Consider the following 17,006-nt stretch of genomic DNA (forward strand, 5'->3'; position numbering starts at 1 on the left):
AACGCGACCACCAACCCGGGCGGCTTTCGCCAGGGCGGCCACGTGGTCAACTTTCCGCCTGCGCTGAAGGACGTTGCCCTCGCCGGACAGGGCATCGCTTCCCTGATCGCTGACGCTCTCGCCGCAGCAGCCAACTCACCCAAGGCCGTAAGGGTGGACAGCGCGCTGGCGTTCACCCCCACGGAGATGCTCCAGGGCATCGCCAATCTCGGTCTGCTCAACACGTACCTCGCAATGACACCGGCTCAGCAGGCGATGTTCCGGTTGAACATCGGCGCGGTGAGTAATGCAGATTTCGCCGGCGTCGCCCGTTACGTTGCCAAATCAACCGGAACAATAATCACCACCGGCACTTTAGCAATAGACGAATTTCTTGACAATTCAGGTCTCAATACCGTCGACTCAACAAACGCTACAGTTCAGGGTGGACAGCTCGTCAATCAGGGCAGTGATACTTACGCGGTATCGCTTTTGCACTTGAATGGGTTTAACAACGGCACGACGTTCACCGATGTTGCTGGGAAGACCTACACAGCGACCGGGGCGCCGGTCATTTCGACGGCGCAGTTCAAATTCGGGACCGCCTCACTCGCTCTCGACGGCAACAGCCATCTCACTTCGAACGTCAGCTCCGATTTCGCGCTGACGCAGAACGGTGCTTGGACCGTCGATTTTCAGTACCGTCCCTCAGATATTGGGACGCTGCGCACGATCCTCGATTTTACGAATGGAAACGGCGCACAGGGACTGCATATCTTCCAGAATGGAGCCGCCCTGTCCGTCACCAATGGTATCGCGTCTGGGCAGTCCTACCCAAATGTGTTCACGGCAAACACGTGGACCGAAGTTGAAGTCGTCAACAACGGCAGTGGCGGCGTCTATGTCTTCGCGAACGGCGTACTGCTGGGGAATGCTGCCGCTCAGGACTATGGCACGTCGAACCAAATGACGATCGGGTATTTCCCGAATGGCGGTTTGGCGAAGGCGGCAGGGTGGATCGATGAAGTGCGCGTATCGAAGGGCATCGCGAGGCACACAGCTTCCTACCCCGCATCCACCGCGGAGTTTTCATATGGCTCATCCGGCCCGCTCGACGCGCGCTCTATCGTTTTTCCAGTCGCGGCCGGCGCGCAGGTAAACAAGGCCAGTATCGTTGTCGTCTACAAGGTTCTTTCAGGTACGGGGGCCTTGACCGCCAAGGCATCGCGCACTGGCAGTATTGCGGACGCGACCGCCTTCTCGCTTCAGCAAGGTCCAGTGCTTGGCGGCTGGACATTCGTGAAAGCTGATGGACTGGATTTATCGGGCAACCCCGCCGGCGCTAGTCCGATGTACGGCCTCACCTGCCCGGCTTCACTGAGCGTCGCGATCGACGCCGTCGAGTTTGGATACGGAGCCTGACATGCTGAGGTTCGAGACTATCGGACGCGCGCCGGACGCCGTCCCGTCCAGCGTCACGAACTACCAGGGGCGCGCCGTGATGCGCCTCTTTCCCAACCCGAAGGATGCGGCCGTGTCGCTGTTCACCGCGGTGGACACCGACCTGCGCGCGGCCGTCGAAGCGACCCGCGAGCTGTCCGAGTTCGACGACGCTCGCGTCGAGGCGGATCTCGCGTGGCAGGCTTGGGAGCAGGCCAACACCTACGAGCGCCGCGGCCGCATCACCGGCTTGCTTCAGGCCCGCTACGGCGTGACCGACGCGCAGGCCGACGAGCTGTTCCGGCAGGCCGAACGCGTCACCGCCTGACCCTCCCGCGCATCCGCGCTCCCTCCACCGCTCTTTGACATCGTGAGGACGACATGACCCCGCAATTCCGTGCGGCCGTGACCGCCTATGGCCCACGCTTCATGGCCGATCTCGGCCTCGACAAGCTGGAGACCGCCGGCATCTTCGGCAATCTCGCCGTGGAGAGCGATCAGTTCCGCGCCCTCCAGGAGTACAAGCCCGTCGTGTCGGGCTCGCGCGGCGGCTGGGGTTGGCCGCAGTGGACCGGCCCGCGCCGCCGGCAGTTCGAAGCCTGGGCCGCGGCCAAGCACTTCAAGCTCGACGACCCCGAGGCGTTCTACCAGTACATGCTCGTCGAGCTGCGCGGGCCCGAGGCCGTGGCGCTCGGCAAGCTGCGGGCGACCACGACGCTCGACCGCGCCACCGAGGCGTTCATGCTCGGCTACGAGCGGCCGGGCACGCCGCACCTCGACCGCCGCAAGGCGTTCGCGCTGGAGGCGCTGCACGTCCTAGAGGCGGCGCTCGCCGAGCGGGCGAACCTCAACCGCGCCCTCGACCTGCCGCCGCCCGTCGTGCCGGTGAAGGTCGTCCCGGTGGCGGTCCCGACCCCGCCGAAGGGCGGGCCGACCGAGACGCCACCAGCCCCGCGGGCCGGCACGGTCGTGATCACCACGCCGCCCGCGCCGAAGCCTGGCTGGCTCGCCGGCATCCTGCAGAACCTCCGCACCAACCTGCCGCCGAAGAGGGAGGGCTGATCCATGGCTGCCGGCATCATCGGGGCCCTCACCGCCGCACCCGCGGTGATCGAGGGCATCACCAGGATCATCGGCCGTTTCGTGCCGGATCCCGCCGCTCAGGCGCAGCTCGCGCTGGAGATGCAGAAGCTTGTCGCCGAGCGGGAGGCCGCCGCCGCTACCGCCGTCGCCGAGATCGCCAAGGCGCAGGCCGAGACGAACACGGTGGAGGCGCAGAGCCCGTCGCTGTTCATCGGCGGCTGGCGGCCCTTCGTGGGCTGGGGCTGCGGCATCGGCCTGCTCTACGCCGGCCTCGTGCAGCCGCTGCTCGCGTGGCTGACGGGCATCGTCAACGCGGCCCTGTCCATCGGCATCCCCATGCCACCCATCCCGGCATCGGAGGCCCTGATGACCGTGCTCACCGGCATGCTGGGGATCGCGGGCCTGCGGTCCTTCGACAAGCTCAAGGGCACGGCGGCGAGCGACCTGGGGGCGAAGCGCTGATCATGTCCCGCATCGAGCGTATCCTCCCCGCGCTGGCGCGCGCCTGGACGATCTGGGCGCACGCCGCGGGCATCGGCGTGATCGCGCTCGGCATCGGCGTGGGCCTCGTGCAGGCCCTGTCCGGCCGGGCGGCCGTCGTCACCGCCAGCAACGTGCGCGTCGCCGGCTCCGGCGGTCCGCCGTTCCCCGTCCCCCGCATCCCGTACCGGGGCCGCTACAGCTACGTCTACGATCTGGAGCGCCACGAAGCCTGCCCGGGCGAGGTCGTGACGACCTTCGAGAGCGCCGAGTTCGTGTCTCCCGCCGTCGTCACCACGCGCCGGCCGGCGGTGCTGGAGGAGGTGCGCGCGTACCCGAACGTCGCCCCCGACAACCCGCTGCCCGATGCGGTCCGGCCCGGGCGCTGGCGCATGACGGTGTCGCTCGTCTCGCACTGCGCCAACCGCGAGTGGACCGACCCGATCGCCGAGTTCGAAATCGAGGTGACAGGCTCATGACCTGCTGGCTCACGCGACTGCTCGACCTGCTCGGCGTCGGGCACTACCGGCCCAGCGCCTACGCGCTGGCGTCCGACCCGGTGATGATGGCGCTCTTCGTGTCGGGCTGGGCGGCGACCGCCCTGGCCTGCATCGCCGTCGGCGTCGCGCTGATGGCGCGGCGCTGGGCCGAGATCACGATGAGCGCCGGGGCGGCGCGCTTCTACGGCGCGCTGTTCATCCTGCTCGGCCTCGACTTCCTGATGAGCGCCACGACCGTGTTCATCGCGGTCTACCGGCTGAAGGTGCTGGTGTTGGGGATCACGGCCGCGGTGATGGTGACCACGGCGATCGTCACGATCGGGCGGATCTACGGCGCGCAGCGTGGAGGCGAGTAGCGTGGACTGGGGCCCCCTCGTCACGACGGCGATCACCGTCTTCGGCAGCATCGTCGCCTCGTTCCTGACGTGGCTGGCGACCCGTCCGAAGACCCGGGCGGAGGTCGGCGCGGCCGAGGCGCAGACGCAGCTCACCAGCCTGTCGGGGTTCCAACTCCTGATCCGCGAGCTTCAGCAGGAGCGCGTGCACCTGGCTGAGGTGATCGAGAAGCAAGCCGGGCAGATCGAGAGGCAGTCCGGCGAGATCCAGGCGCTGCGCGCTGAGGTGGCGGCCGTCCGCGAGGATCTGGACGATGTCCTGGCCCGGTGGAGGCGGGGTGAGCCGGCGCCCCCTCCAGTCGAGCGGAGGAACCGTCGATGAGCCTGCTCAGCAAGGTGATGCACGCCTTCGTGCCGGCGATCCCCACCGCCATCCCGGCCGCGCAACAGACCGCATCGGAGCTGGCGCAGTTGGTCACGGAGTTCCGAGAGCAGCGGGCGGAGGATTTCGCTGCGATGGCCGACCGGGCTGGCCGCAGCGGCGTGCGGCTCGCCAACGCCGAGCGCGAGCGGGATGAGTGGCGCGCCTACGCCCGCGAGCTGGAGCGGCTGTGCCTCGGCGCCGGGCTCGACATGCCACCGGCACCGGACGACGACTGAGGCCGCGCGATGTGGCTCGATCACCGATTCCAGATGGGCCTGTGGGTCGGCGCGATCATCGGTGCGCTGGTGACGATGCTGGTCAAGCACATCGAGGAAAGCCACCGACCGCCACCTGACTGACCGCCCCCCTCTTGCGCGACTAGAGCCCGGTCAGCCCAGCGCTGCGTCCGGGCTTTTTCTGTCTTAGCGCCAAAAAATCTTCGCAAATACTCCTCTCTGCTGTTGACGTCTCAAGTATTGAACTGTAGACATACAACAACAGGCAGAGACGGAGACAGCAAATGTTCCAGATCATCGACACCAAGACCAACAAGGTCATCGCCAAGGCGAGCGAGCATGAGGCCCACAAGCGGGTCGATCTCCTGAACTCCTCCGGGATAGTCCGGTACAAGGCGAGGAGGGCTTAGGCCCTCGACCTAGAGGCTACAGCCCCAACTCCTCCCAAGAGACCACCTCAGCCCCGCTGGCCCTCACGCCGTGCGGGTTTTTTCGTCTCTGCGGCCGGCCGTCCGCCAGACTGATTCCCCAAACCAGATCCTTCACCTTTTGCTGCCACATTTCCAGGGTCCAAGCCATTAGATCCTTTCCAGACAGGCGGCTCGCTTTGACGCTCACTCTCGTTCTCAGCTTATCCGCGCCGATCGTTACTGCCGTCGCGGCCGTCCTCTGGGCGGGCTATGTCGCTGGAGAAATGACCGATCTGCCGAAGGTACCCGAGCCGCGCGACCTCCGGACCTGGTAACTGCCTCAGCTCACACCTCTGACCTATCCACGCCCTGCCGGCACTGCCGCGCGGGGATTTTCTGTCTCGGTCTCAATCTTGCCAGCAACCGCTCTTTAACCACCGCACCGCAACCTGAGGACACCGCAGCGCGATACCCTCATGCCCCACCGTGCCCCGATCGTCCGCCGAGCCATCCGTGCCGAGATTACGGCCGCCGAGGCTCTGATCCTGGCCGAGCGGATGCGGGCGCTGGGGGCGTGGTGCACGTACTCGGCGCTAACCGAAGCCGCGAATGCCGAGCGGGAGCGCGCCGCGCGGGCGAAGCGGCAAATGACGGCGGACTGGGCGTCGGTCTGAAGCGCGCGTTCACCATCGCCCTGCGCATCTGCCCCGTGCGCCAGCGCATAGCTCAAGCGCCCAGCCACGGTTACAACGATGGCTCCTCCCAAGAGACCACCTGAACCCGCCTGGCCCCGCGCCGCTGGCGGGTTTTTTCTTGCTCGGCGCTGGGGTTCGGCTTCGCGATCGTCCGCCCAATGCCCGTTACGGCTCTAGCAGGCAACGTCCAACAAAACGTCCAACATCGAGTTGCTGTCGGAATTTATTGTCGTTTATAATCAATATCTTATATCGAAATGCGGTGGGGTTGTAATGACCCCCTCTCCGCCAGAATTTTTGACTAAGTCTTTGTCGTAGATGAGTTTTCGGCGAAGACCGAGTCCTTCGCCCCACATCCCTGGTGGCTTGAACCAGCTCGCCCTGGACGTGTCCGGAAGACCCGATCACCCCGCAGGCTTCCGCCCTAGGTGCTTCGCCCAGAACAGGGTGCCATTTCACATCGTGGCTGGGGCCGACCCGGACGGCTTCGATGGAAGCTGCTTAGCGGCAGGATGCGTTCATGGACCAAGCCCCTCATCCTGATCGCGTGCGCACCAGCAGCCCTGACTTCTAGCTCGCCCGCGCCGCCATCGCCTGCGTCGCCGGGCTGCAACTGCTCGTCGTCAACGACCTCTCCCTCGAACTCGCGCTGCTCGTGCCCCTGTCGACCGCGACCGCCCAGAACCAGGGGCGGGCGCGGCACGCCACCACGGACGCGCACTGGGCCGCCGTCCATTGCGCTCACCGGCTGATCCGCGGGATGGCGGTGGTCCTCACCGCGATGGTCACCGTAGCCACCATCATTGCCCTGGCCGCGCTGTCGCTCTGGCGATGGGCGCATCAGGCGGCTGCCCGAAACGCCCATCTCAAACGTCGTGCATCAGCCGAAAGGGGACCTCGACGGGGTAAGCCCAGCAGAACGGACCATCGACGGGAAAAATTAAAAAACGCAACTGTAATGCTAGGCTGGCTTGTTGAGGGCGTTGGCGGCCATGAGGCAGGCCACGCAGGCGAGACGGCCGGTCGCGACATCGAGGCGGCCGGCCCGCTCACGCAGCAGGCCGCCCCAGTGACTGAACCAGCCGAAGGTTCGCTCGACCATCCAGCGCCGCTTCAGCACGACGAAACCCTTCTGATCCGGGTCCTTCTTGACGACCTCACAGCGCATGCCATGGAAGTGACACCACGCCTCCCAGTGTTTGGCCCGGAAGACGCCATCAAGAACCGCCAGACGCAGGCTCGGCCAGAGCGGCTTGTCCTCATCCAGCGTCGGCAGCGTGTCACAGTCCTGCACGTCGGCCGGGACCACGGCCATGGCCAGGATGTGCCCCTCGGCATCGACCATCAAGACGCGTTTGCGGCCGACGACCTTTTTGGCGCCGTCATATCCGCGCGGCCCTCGCACGCTGATGCAATTCACGCTCTGGGTATCGATGATGGCCAGGGTCGGTGTCGGGTGTCGCCCGCAGCGTCGGCGCTGACGGCGTGCCAGCGCCCGCATCAGCGTCTCGAACAGACCTTTCTCCACCCAGCGCCGGAACCAGCCGTAGACCGTGCGCCAGGGCAAGAAACCTTCGGGCAGCGCCCGCCATCCGCCGCCTGTACGCAGGTGCCAAGCAAAGGCTGTCATCACCGCACGCGCGGACTTGGCGGTCGACCGGGTCGGCGGGTCTGCCCGCGCCAGGGAGCGGGCCACCTCGTCCAGACCTGCCTGCATCACTACATCCTTCAGGCGCGTCTCATGACGTGCCCGATGTCGGTCCGTCCACATCTGCTCTCCCTTCCGTCCTGCCAGACGGATTGCGTGTTCGTGACACAAGACAGATGGGGACGGCCGGCGGAGGATCTCAAACAGGCTCTCAGGATGACGGACCATGCCGCCCCCCGAAAGCCCGCTGCCCAAGCGCCCGCTTCCCGAGCGCCCGCTGCCCGAGAGCCTGACGCGCCACCTCTCCGCGCCGCGGGCGGCGATCTGGCCGACGCCGGACGACCGCAACCGGATCACCACCGGCGCCCCGCGGCCCCGCTGGCCGAGCCGGGCCTACGGCGGGGTGTGGCTGTGGGCGCTCGCCTACAACCTCGTCGGCTTCGCGATCCTCTTCCTGCTCTGGGCGAGCATGGGCGGCTGATTCCGTTCGGGCGGCGGGCCTGCGCCGGACGCACCGATCCCGATCCGCGCTGTTCCCGACCGCGCTGCGCGGAGGACACGGCAGTCCGGGGTGCAGCCCCGCGGATCCCAACAGCCCCCCCTCCTCCTGAGGCGCCCTACGCCCCCCACGGGAGCCGCCCGCCCGCGTACCGCACGAGCGCGTCGATCCGGTGCTCGATCGGCGGGTGCGTCGCGTCGAGGCCGAGGAAGCCGCGGCGCGGGTTGTCGACGCACAGCTCCATGACGCCCGCGGGCGCGCGGGCGAGGTCGCCCCGCCCGGAGATCTTGAGCAGCGCCGCGATCAGGGCGTCCGGGTCCTTCGTCAGCTCGACCGCGCCTGCATCCGCGACGTACTCGCGCGTGCGCGACAGGGCGAAGCGGGTGACCTGGGAGAACCCCCAGGCCAGCGCGATCAGCGCGGCGCCGATCAGCATCGCCGGCAGCGCGCCCGCCCGCCTGCTCCCGTCCTGGATCCGGTCGCGCAGGAGGTCCGCCCGCCACGCGCCGTCCGCCGCGAAGGCGAAGATGCCCGCGATCACCACGGCGAGCATCATCGTGCGCACGTCGTCGTTGCGGATGTGCGTCAGTTCGTGGGCGAGCACCGCCCGCATCTCCCGCGGTTCGAGCGCGGCCATCAGCCCCGTCGTCACGGTGATCGCGTATTGCTGCGCGTTGAGGCCGGTGGCGTAGGCGTTCAGGGCCGGGTCGTCCACGATCTGGAGCGCCGGCATCGGCAGCCCGCGCGCGATGCACAGCGTCTCCAGCAGGCGATGGAGGTCCGGCGCCTCCAGGCGCGTCGCCGGCCGGGCCCCGACCACGCCGGCGATCAGCGCCTGATGGGTGTGAAAGGCGACGAACAGCCAGACCAGCGTGGCGGCGACCGCCAGCGGCCCGGCCCAGAGGAGGTCGTGCCAGGCCGCGCGCAGGTAGGCGGGCAGGCCCGGCACCGCCCCGGCCGGCAGGGCGCCGCCGGTCGCCCGGACCACCAGGGCGAGCCCGTAGGCCAGCACGACGTTGAGGACGAAGAGGCCCAGCACGAGGCCGCGCGACCGGACTTCGTTGCTGCGGATATGCGTGTAGAGGCCGTAGGCGGGCAGCATCGGACGGCCGCGGCCGCGGTCAGAAGGCGACCCGGGGCGGCGCGTCGAGGCTCGCGCGCGCGCCCTCGCCGACGTCGAAGAACGGCTTCGGCGCGAAGCCGAGCGGCGCGGCGAAGAACACGGCGGGCACCGCGGCGATGGCGGCGTTGTACTCGGCGACCGCGTTGTTGAAGAAGCGCCGCGCCGCGGCGAGCTTGTCCTCGATGTCCGTGAGCTGCCCCTGGAGCGCCTGGAAGTTGGCGTTCGCCTTGAGGTCGGGATAGGCCTCGCTCAGCGCGACGAGGCGCCCGAGCGAGGCTTGCAGCGCGCCCTCGCTCTGCGCGACCTGTCCCGGGTCACGGGCCGCGGCGGCCGCGTTGCGGGCCTGGATCACCGCGTCGAAGGTGCCGCGCTCGTGGGCGGCGTAGCCCCGCACGGTCTCGACCAGGTTCGGGACGAGATCGTGGCGCTGCTTCAACTGCACGTCGATGTCGCCGAAGGCCTGGGCGGTGCGCTGCCGCAGCGCGACGATCCCGTTGTAGGTGACGACGAGCCAGATCAGCACGGCGACGGCCGCGAACACGGCGATCCATTTCACGGCACGGCGTCCCGATGTTGCGGCAAAACCCGAGATCAGCATCCATGAACGGGGGCGCCGCGTAAAGATCCCCGCATTGCGACGGGCCGGGGCGCGAAATCTGGATTGGCACCGCCCGCACGGTTACCGGGCCCCCCTTGCGTTCAGGCGTTGCCCCGGATCTCGTCGCCGAAACGCTCCGCGGCGTAGCGCTCCAGATCGAACCTGTCGTCGGGGGTGCGGAACATGAAGCGCTCGGCGATCTCCGTCAGGACGAGGTCCGGCTTGACGCGCTCGACATAGGCCCAATCCACCGACGTACTCCAGATGAAGTGCACCTCGCGGAACGTCTCCGCGAGCATGATCGTGAGCGCCGACGGCGCGAAGTGCGCGTAGGAATCGCCGAACAGGACGAGCACCCTCGGATCGGACGCCTGAGCGTTGGCGTAGATCACGTGCGCGCCGACATGAAGCGTGTGCGAGAGCCCGGCCCGCTCGCGCGTCAGGACGATCGGGCTGGCGTAGCTGCGCGCGGCGTCGCGTTGCAGGGCGTGCACGCGGGCCGTCTCCGTCCGCGGCGGATCGAGGGCGCTGCCGAGATCGCCCGCATGCTCGACGATCAGGGACGGCCGCCGATCGAAGTCGTCGCGCGGCCGGGCCCCGAAGGCCCGGCAGACGGCCCGGTAGCCGATGAGGCAGCCCGCGAGATTCCAGTGGCTGTCGGTTCGGAAATACAGGTCCGCGCCCGCCCGCTGCGCCCGCATGGGCTCGATCAGGTCGACGCACGTCCTGCGCAGCCGGAGGGCGTCGAGCGGGCCGCCGACATGGTGCCAGCGCCTCGGCCTGCGCGGGAACATCCGCGGGAGACGACGGGCCGGCGACAGCGCCACCTCGATGGAGATGCCGTCCAGCCTGTCTTCGTAGATCGTCAGCTTCTCCGGCACGACGACATGTCTGTAGACGATGCCCATGCGTGCGAGCCGATGCCGCCGCCGGAGGATGATCTTGCGCCACGACTCGACCTGGAACGTCATGTAATCGGATTTATTGAACTGATCTACGACATTGTTGCTTCCGCTGATGAGAAACAGCCACCCGTCATGCCCGACGTGGATGTGGTCTGCGCTCGCTTGATCCATCACGCCATCACTTCGAAGACCTGTCTGAAGACCGGCCTGTTTCCGAACGCAGAGAGATCGACGGGGTGCTCACGGGATCGTCGCCGTCCGTGCCGTGGGGAGATCGATCCCGCCGGTCCGAGCCGGCTCGCGCCGGCCGGACGCGTGGACCCGATCGGCGTGGCCCCGACCGGCGCGGTCCCGGGCCCGCGATCCCGGCCCGCGACGCTTCGCAGCGCGCCCGATCCGTCGCCCGCCATCTCTCGATCTCCGATCACCGTCGCGGTCTCCGATGCCGGCGCCGTGCCGTTCCGTCGGTGGCAAGGGACAACAACCCAGGGGCGCCGATCCATCACCGGAAACGGCCGCGTGGCCGGCATGAAGCGCGTTCCGCGTGGGATGCGGGGACGCCCCAACTGATAGGCGAAACGCCGGCGTCTTGGCTATATCGCGGGCGAACGGGCGGTGGGCCGCCTCGGCACGACCGCCCCACGGGAGGACGCGCGACACGCCATCGGCCGGGCGGCGGCTCGCCCGCGCGGATCCGTCGCCCGGGAGCATCGGTCATGGCCCGGTCATGCCGTCATCCGCCCGATCCGGACGCCGTCCCGCGATCGGGCCGCGACGGCGCGACAGGCATATCGGAAACCTGAACAGCGCTGGTATAAGACCGCGATTGCCGCCGCCGTCGACCGAGCTTCGACTCTCCTGTTCATGATATCGCAGGCGCGAGAGATACATGATGAAAGCTTCAGAAGAGGGGGTTCCGAATTACATCCATGTCGGCAAGGATGGCTATCTCTTCATCCGCTCCGGGAGCAACAACGCGCAAGGTCTGTACGAAAAGACCGACCTCAACAAGGCCCTGCACTGGCAGTGGCGCCACCACATCTCCGAGCGTGCCCGAAAGCTCCGGGCCATGGGTGTGGACTACCGCCACATCATCATCCCGGAAAAGCAGACGATCTATGACCACTATCTCGACGGCATGTCCGTCGACTACAAAAGATCGATCGCCCGACGCTGCCATGCGATCGATCCATATTACGAGAACTCTCCATGGCGCGCCCTGAATGTCATCAAGTACTTCGACAGGCGGCGGCGCTGGAACAGGATCCTGGTCGATCTCGTGACGCCCATGCGGGCGGAGCGGGACAGGCAGCAACTCTTCATGCGCACGGACAGTCACTGGAGCTTCGCCGGTCGGCAGATCGCCTACCGGGCCATCTGCCGATCTCTGAACGTCGCGCCCGTGGAGGATCTCGAAGGGCGGCGCGAGATGCATTTCGACGCCTATGCGGGCGATCTCGGGTCGGCCTGCACCCCCCCGCGCTGCGAGAGCGCCGTCATCCAGATCGTCGAACGCGACTCGGAGCGCGTGCATGCCAACGCGATCGTCGCGCATCGCGAGTGCCTCGGCACCTATCAGACCCTGCACCTCGGCTCGCATGTGGTCTGGCGGAACGAGAAGGCCCGGGATCGCCGCCGCGTCGTCCTGTTCGGCGACAGCTACTCGCACTTCATCCCGATCATGCTCTCGATCATGCTGGCCGAGACCTTCCACGAGCTGCACTTCATCTGGTCGACCTCGGTCGACTGGGGCTACGTCGAGCGGGTCAAGCCGGACATCGTGCTCACCGAGATGGCCGAGCGCTTCATGTTTCGCCTGCCGGACGCGAACTACGATGTGGAGGCCTACGTCCGGGAACGCTTCGGCGACGAGTTGAGGGCCGCGGCCTCCTGACAGGCCGCACGCCGCGCTCCGAAGCCCGCGGAGGCCTTCCGTCCGCCGGGCGCACGGCGACTTGACCGAGTGCGGCGCCCGTGTCTTCTGACCCCGTCCTCCGATCAGGCCCCGTAGCTCAGTTGGATAGAGCAGCCGCCTTCTAAGCGGCAGGTCGCAGGTTCGAGCCCTGCCGGGGTCGCCACCCTTTTTCCCTTCGAGAAGAGAGCTTTAAGAGACCGCGAGTGTGGGTCGGAAGGGCGCTCCGAGGCCCGTGGTTACCTTGGGGTTCCAGGTAGGGTCGCGCAGCGGTCTCTGTGTCGCGGAGCTCGGGTGCTGAGCGAGGCCGTGACCATGAGCGGAAGAATAGCGCCCGATACGGACTCTGTTGCTTGTCAGGAGGCAGATCCCGAAGCGTTCTATGCCGAGGAGAAGCTGGTTGAGAGGGAGCTGAGCGGCTCACACGCGGCGCGTCATGGGCTGGAGCAGCGCATCGCCCTCAATCTGATACGGGCGCCTACTTCTCCCGGCTGACCAAGCTTGACCGTATTGGACGGCATCGCCGAAACGTGCGATAATCGTGGGATGAGGTCTCCATTCAAGCACGATGTCGAACATTTCGCGGGCGGCAAGGGCCATTCGTTCCGGCAGCTCATCAGCCTGATGCCGCCGCACGAACGATACATCGAGACCCACCTCGGTGGCGGCGCCGTGATGAGGCGGAAGTTGCCGGCCCGCGAGAACGTCGGCATCGATGTCGACGCACGGGTGATCGCGCGATGGCGCTCCCGCCGGCCTGCCACTGTTGCCATTGTCGAAGGCTGCGTCCTAGACGTCCTGCCGAGGTTGAATCCAAGCCCTCACGACCTCATATACGCCGATCCCCCGTACCTGCCGGCGTTGCGACGCACCGCCCGCCTTTATCGGCATGACTACAACGAGGAGGATCATCGCAAACTCCTCCACCTCCTGCTCAGTCTGGACGCGATGGTCATCGTTAGCGGTTATCGCTGCGAACTCTACGACGACCTGCTCGCGAACTGGATACGCACCGATTACGTCGCGTCTACGCACAGCGGCATGGTGACGGAATCGGCGTGGACCAATTTCACGCCCGGATCGCTGCTCCACGATTATCGCTTCGTCGGCGGCACGTTTCGCGGTCGCGAGCGCTTCCGGCGGCGCAGTTCTGCCTTGGCCGAACGCCTGCGGCGCGCCGACGATACCGAGTTGAACGCCGCGCTCGCCGTTCTCGCCGAGACGCGGCCGAGCGCTGTGCTCGCCGCCGCTGAACGGGTGCATTCATGATCCCGTACGGCGGCGTGGCGGAGGCCGGTGCGATCAGCCAAGACTGGAGGGGAGAGGATCTCTCGCTCTACCTCGGCCGGTGTCAGGTCGACACGCCTGACGACTTGGTAGCCCTGACTTGGCGCGAGGTCGCCGCCCGGCGCGAGGCAATCGGCAAGGTCGTCGACTTCGGCGCGGGCGATGGCCGCTTCGCGAGGGGCGGAAACTATTCTGCTTATGTAGGCTACGAGATCGACTGGCGCCGCTGCGGGGACGGCGCTCCATCAAAACGGGCGACCATCGTCCATCGCTGCGCGTTCTCCGAGCAAATCAATGACGCCGACGTCTGCATTGGAAACCCCCCGTTCGTCCGTAATCAGGATCTGCCGGCGGGCTGGCGTAAGAAGGTGGCCGAGCGGCTCGAGGCCCGGTCGGGCGTGCGGCTGTCCGGCTTGGCGAACGCTTGGCAGTACTTCTTTCTCCTCTCCCTAGTCAGCCTAGCACCGGATGGGCTGTGCGCCCTGGTTATCCCGTACGAGTGGGTCTCGCGTCCGTCAGCCGCGGGGATACGCCGCTTTATCCTGGCCGCCCGATGGGACGTTGACGTCTACCGCGTAGCGGACTCGACGTTCGGAGGCGTCCTTACAACCTCGTCCATCACGCTGGTAGACAAGCGGAGCCGCAACGGGCGCTGGCGGTACTTCTCGGACAACGGCGCGGGCGACTTCCGAGCGTTGCGTTCGGAAAGTGGTTCGGATGAAGGTCTTATCCCCTTTGAGCCTGCATCAGGCAGCGACAGCGCCCGTGCCATGAGGGGGCTGAGCCCCGGTACGCAACGCATCTTCACGTTGACGGAGCCGGAGCGGGCCCGCATGGGACTACTTATCGGCGAGGACGTCGTCCCCTGCGTCACTAGTCTCCGTCTACTCCCCGAAGCGACGAGCGACCTGGATCAGGACGCATTCTACCGATTCTTCCGGGCGTCCGGGCAAGCTTGCTGGCTGATCCGTAGCGACGCCTCGCCGAGCGACCGCGTGCTGGCCTACCTCAGCACCTTTTCCAAGGACGATTACGCAACCAGCACTTGCCTAGGCCGCCCAGTATGGTGGAAGTTCAAGATGCCCGCAACGCCGAGTCTGCTCGTGGCTACCAGTTTCAAGGGATTCCGCCCGAAGGTGTGCGCCAACTCTGCGGGCGCGAAGGCGGTCGGCGGCGTGGCCGGTATATTCGGCCTCGACCCAGATCGGCGGCACCGCTTCATGACAATGATGGCCGAGCGCGATCTCAGCGACAGGGTGGTGGCCCACGCGAAAGGCCTCCGGAAGATCGAGATCAACCAGCTGAACGCCCTACTGGCCTCCACATGATGCAGGGAGTTACTAAGGGAGAGGTCTCCTTCTCGATCGAGAGCCGTATCCTGCGCGAGCTAGGCGAGCGCTTGGTCCGTCAGCCGGAAGTCGCCCTGCTCGAACTCATTAAGAACGCCTATGACGCTGACGCCCGTCGCTGCACGATCGAAGAGGCTGACGACGGGATCACGGTGAGCGACGACGGCTCGGGGATGACCTTCCTCACCTTCACCTCCGCCTGGATGCGGATCGGCACGAGTTCGAAGGAGCGGGAGGATACGTCGCCCCTCTACGGACGCGATATAACGGGAGAAAAAGGTATCGGGCGCTTGGCAGTCAGGTTCTTGGGGCAGGGATTGGAACTGACTACGGTCGCCGACGATGACGCCAGCCGGGGACGCACTTGCCTCGTGGCGAGCTTCAATTGGAAGTCCTTCGACGAGGCCTCGGACCTTGGAACGATCAAAGTTCCGTTTACACTCTCGGCCGTCGGCGATCGCGTGCCCACCGGCACGACACTGCGCATCACGGAGCTCCGTGCCGGCGCTCGCTCGCTCAACTGGAAGAAGGTTAGGACCGGCAGCATCGGTGTTGTCTCTGCTGTTCGAACGCTCCTTTCACGGCGCGACGATGGGCGGTACGGACAGGATCCGGGTTTTGAGCTCCTATCCAGGCGGGAAGGTGAGCGACAGAAGGACGACAGCAATCTCTCCCACGAATTGCTGAGTAAGCACGTCTTACGCGCAAAGGTACGGGCAGACGGGAAACGCCTCGTCATCAGGGTGTTCAAGCAGGGAGAGCGGCGACACTGTCTATTTATGAACGATGCGTACGAGCAGGATGCCGGCAGGGTCCGCGCGGACATCCGCTTCTTCCCGCGAAGGCCTGGCACATTCCAGGGGGCGCCGGTCGATGGGCGTACGGCATACACTTGGGTACGCGAGAATAGTGGCGTAAAAGTATTCGATCGAGGATTCCAAGTACAACCTTACGGTGAGGAAGGCGACGATTGGCTCAACCTTGTTAGAGACGCGGCCCGGAACGAGCGCCATCCGCAATCGACCGTCACGGCGACGCATTTTGCAATGAGCCGGGAGGTCCAAGCTACCCCGAAGCTGAACTGGATGCTGCGGTTACCCGAGTCCGCACAGCTCATCGGCGTGGTCGAGGTAAGGGGACGGCGACACAGGACCGGCGCGCAACGTGGGCTGGTGGCAGCGGCGGACCGCGAAGGGTTCGTGGCCAACGAGGCATTCGGGCAACTGATCGACATAGTCCGGGGCGCGGTCGAGATGATTGCGGTCGCGGACCGGCAACTTCAGCAGGACGAAGACGCTCGCAAGCAGAGAGAGTTCGTGGAAGCCGGCCGGCGGGAGACGCGGACTGGCATCGACGAGATCATTGCGGACCCCACGCTCTCGCGGCCACAGAAGGAACGCGTCGTTGCGATGCTGGCGGAGAGCCAGGCGCGGCTGGAGAAGCAGGAGATTGGCAGCCGCGAGAGGGAGCAACAGCTGGAGGTCATGAGCCTTCTCGGCGTGGTCGGCGGGTTCATGACGCACGAGTTCGGGACGGCCATTGCCGAGCTGCGGGAGGCCCGTAAGGAACTTCTGAAGTTGGCCGCTGAAAACCAGACTTTCCAAGCCAAGGCGGACCGGTTCGTCAAGCACATCGCACGGCTCGAGGCGTTCGTTGCTTACTCGGAGCTCTACGTGCGCGGGGCGCGCGGCTCGCCCGCTAAGCCCTACCCTGCCCGGCCTCGTCTAACGGTAAGCGCTCGGCGGCGGGCCTTCCGGTCAGGCAGCGTGAGCGACGGGCGGGGCCGGCGTCCAGTTCCAGGGGAGCAGGTCGGCCAGCCGCTTTGCCGGATGGTCGGCGATGCGGGTGAGCACGTCGCGCAGGTACGCCTCGCTGTCGAGCCCGTTCAGCTTGGCGCTCTCGATCAGGGTGTAGAAGGCGGCAGCGCGCTCGGCCCCGCGCTCCGAGCCGGCGAACAGGTAGTTCTTGCGCCCCACCGCCACGCCGCGCAGCGCCCGCTCGGCCGCGTTGTTGTCGAGCGCGATGCGCCCGTCGTCGAAGGCGCGCGTGAGCGCGGTCCAGCGCGCCAGCATGTAGCGCAACGCCTTGGCCAGGTCGGATCGA

The 17,006-nt window shown here is 66.6% G+C and carries 20 protein-coding genes, 1 tRNA gene and 1 pseudogene; 17 read left to right on the forward strand and 5 right to left on the reverse strand.

Annotated features, from left to right (window positions below):
* Window positions 1–42: 42 nt before the first annotated feature.
* The 10 genes from Q8W71_RS17725 (at window position 43) to Q8W71_RS17770 (ending at window position 5,561) form a co-directional block, all read left to right on the forward strand.
* Window positions 43–1,401: a hypothetical protein gene (locus tag Q8W71_RS17725; RefSeq protein ID WP_305526713.1), complete on the forward strand. Its 1,359-nt coding sequence runs from the start codon at window positions 43–45 to the stop codon at window positions 1,399–1,401.
* Window position 1,402: 1 nt separating this feature from the next.
* The gene (locus Q8W71_RS17730; RefSeq protein ID WP_305526714.1) at window positions 1,403–1,747 is read left to right on the forward strand and encodes a hypothetical protein; all 345 of its coding nucleotides are present in this window, start codon (window positions 1,403–1,405) and stop codon (window positions 1,745–1,747) included.
* 53 nt (window positions 1,748–1,800) lie between these two features.
* Window positions 1,801–2,481 carry a phage tail tip lysozyme gene (locus Q8W71_RS17735; RefSeq protein WP_305526715.1) on the forward strand — a complete coding sequence of 227 codons (681 nt, stop codon included), beginning with the start codon at window positions 1,801–1,803 and terminating at the stop codon, window positions 2,479–2,481.
* Between the two features lie 3 nt (window positions 2,482–2,484).
* Window positions 2,485–2,964, forward strand: a complete 480-nt coding sequence (locus Q8W71_RS17740) for a 3TM-type holin (protein ID WP_305526716.1) — start codon at window positions 2,485–2,487, stop codon at window positions 2,962–2,964.
* 2 nt (window positions 2,965–2,966) lie between these two features.
* Window positions 2,967–3,461 carry a hypothetical protein gene (locus Q8W71_RS17745; protein ID WP_305526717.1) on the forward strand — a complete coding sequence of 165 codons (495 nt, stop codon included), beginning with the start codon at window positions 2,967–2,969 and terminating at the stop codon, window positions 3,459–3,461.
* Window positions 3,458–3,838, forward strand: coding sequence for a hypothetical protein (locus Q8W71_RS17750; RefSeq protein WP_305526718.1), 381 nt, complete (start codon window positions 3,458–3,460; stop codon window positions 3,836–3,838). The genes Q8W71_RS17745 and Q8W71_RS17750 overlap by 4 nt, the downstream gene beginning before the upstream one ends.
* Before the next feature lies 1 nt (window position 3,839).
* Complete coding sequence (locus Q8W71_RS17755; RefSeq protein WP_305526719.1) at window positions 3,840–4,199, forward strand: hypothetical protein; 360 nt, start codon at window positions 3,840–3,842, stop codon at window positions 4,197–4,199.
* The gene (locus Q8W71_RS17760; protein WP_305526720.1) at window positions 4,196–4,477 is read left to right on the forward strand and encodes a hypothetical protein; all 282 of its coding nucleotides are present in this window, start codon (window positions 4,196–4,198) and stop codon (window positions 4,475–4,477) included. The genes Q8W71_RS17755 and Q8W71_RS17760 overlap by 4 nt, the downstream gene beginning before the upstream one ends.
* A 284-nt stretch (window positions 4,478–4,761) precedes the next feature.
* On the forward strand, window positions 4,762–4,887 hold the full coding sequence (locus Q8W71_RS17765) for a hypothetical protein (RefSeq protein ID WP_305526721.1): 126 nt from the start codon (window positions 4,762–4,764) through the stop codon (window positions 4,885–4,887).
* Window positions 4,888–5,363: 476 nt separating this feature from the next.
* A complete protein-coding gene (locus Q8W71_RS17770; protein ID WP_305526722.1) occupies window positions 5,364–5,561 on the forward strand; it encodes a hypothetical protein in 198 nt (65 codons plus the stop codon).
* 982 nt (window positions 5,562–6,543) lie between these two features.
* Here the strand turns inward: Q8W71_RS17770 and Q8W71_RS17775 are convergent.
* A complete protein-coding gene (locus tag Q8W71_RS17775; RefSeq protein WP_305526723.1) occupies window positions 6,544–7,299 on the reverse strand; it encodes an IS5 family transposase in 756 nt (251 codons plus the stop codon).
* A gap of 157 nt (window positions 7,300–7,456) precedes the next feature.
* On the opposite strand from Q8W71_RS17775, the gene Q8W71_RS17780 reads away from it, so the two are divergent.
* A complete protein-coding gene (locus Q8W71_RS17780) occupies window positions 7,457–7,711 on the forward strand; it encodes a hypothetical protein (protein WP_305526724.1) in 255 nt (84 codons plus the stop codon).
* A gap of 136 nt (window positions 7,712–7,847) precedes the next feature.
* Here Q8W71_RS17780 and Q8W71_RS17785 read toward each other — a convergent pair whose 3' ends face one another.
* From Q8W71_RS17785 to Q8W71_RS17795, 3 genes are all read right to left on the reverse strand, one after another.
* A complete protein-coding gene (locus Q8W71_RS17785) occupies window positions 7,848–8,831 on the reverse strand; it encodes a M48 family metallopeptidase (protein ID WP_305526725.1) in 984 nt (327 codons plus the stop codon).
* A gap of 19 nt (window positions 8,832–8,850) precedes the next feature.
* Complete coding sequence (locus Q8W71_RS17790) at window positions 8,851–9,450, reverse strand: LemA family protein (RefSeq protein ID WP_370875445.1); 600 nt, start codon at window positions 9,448–9,450, stop codon at window positions 8,851–8,853.
* A gap of 101 nt (window positions 9,451–9,551) precedes the next feature.
* Window positions 9,552–10,526, reverse strand: a complete 975-nt coding sequence (locus Q8W71_RS17795) for an alginate O-acetyltransferase AlgX-related protein (RefSeq protein WP_305526727.1) — start codon at window positions 10,524–10,526, stop codon at window positions 9,552–9,554.
* A 718-nt stretch (window positions 10,527–11,244) separates the two neighbouring features.
* Here Q8W71_RS17795 and Q8W71_RS17800 point away from each other — a divergent pair.
* The 6 genes and pseudogenes from Q8W71_RS17800 to Q8W71_RS17825 form a co-directional block, all read left to right on the forward strand.
* Entirely contained in the window at window positions 11,245–12,249 is a 1,005-nt protein-coding gene (locus Q8W71_RS17800; RefSeq protein ID WP_305526728.1) for an alginate O-acetyltransferase AlgX-related protein, read from the forward strand.
* 107 nt (window positions 12,250–12,356) lie between these two features.
* Window positions 12,357–12,433: transfer RNA gene (locus Q8W71_RS17805), tRNA-Arg, on the forward strand.
* 128 nt (window positions 12,434–12,561) lie between these two features.
* Window positions 12,562–12,762 carry a hypothetical protein gene (locus Q8W71_RS17810; protein ID WP_305526729.1) on the forward strand — a complete coding sequence of 67 codons (201 nt, stop codon included), beginning with the start codon at window positions 12,562–12,564 and terminating at the stop codon, window positions 12,760–12,762.
* A gap of 51 nt (window positions 12,763–12,813) precedes the next feature.
* Window positions 12,814–13,536 (forward strand): DNA adenine methylase, encoded by a 723-nt coding sequence (locus Q8W71_RS17815; RefSeq protein WP_305526730.1) that lies wholly within the window; start codon window positions 12,814–12,816, stop codon window positions 13,534–13,536.
* Complete coding sequence (locus Q8W71_RS17820) at window positions 13,533–14,882, forward strand: Eco57I restriction-modification methylase domain-containing protein (protein WP_305526731.1); 1,350 nt, start codon at window positions 13,533–13,535, stop codon at window positions 14,880–14,882. Before Q8W71_RS17815 ends, Q8W71_RS17820 begins: the two co-directional genes overlap by 4 nt.
* Window positions 14,882–15,196 (forward strand): annotated as a pseudogene (locus Q8W71_RS17825) (ATP-binding protein); the annotation flags it as partial. The gene Q8W71_RS17820 and the pseudogene Q8W71_RS17825, both read left to right, overlap by 1 nt.
* Before the next feature lie 1,464 nt (window positions 15,197–16,660).
* Here the strand turns inward: Q8W71_RS17825 and Q8W71_RS17830 are convergent.
* Window positions 16,661–17,006, reverse strand: a 346-nt coding sequence (locus Q8W71_RS17830) for an IS66 family transposase (RefSeq protein WP_305526737.1), incomplete at its 5' end; no start/stop codon positions are given.

Origin of the sequence: Methylobacterium amylolyticum, assembly GCF_030700245.1 — a bacterium.
Lineage (GTDB): Bacteria > Pseudomonadota > Alphaproteobacteria > Rhizobiales > Beijerinckiaceae > Methylobacterium.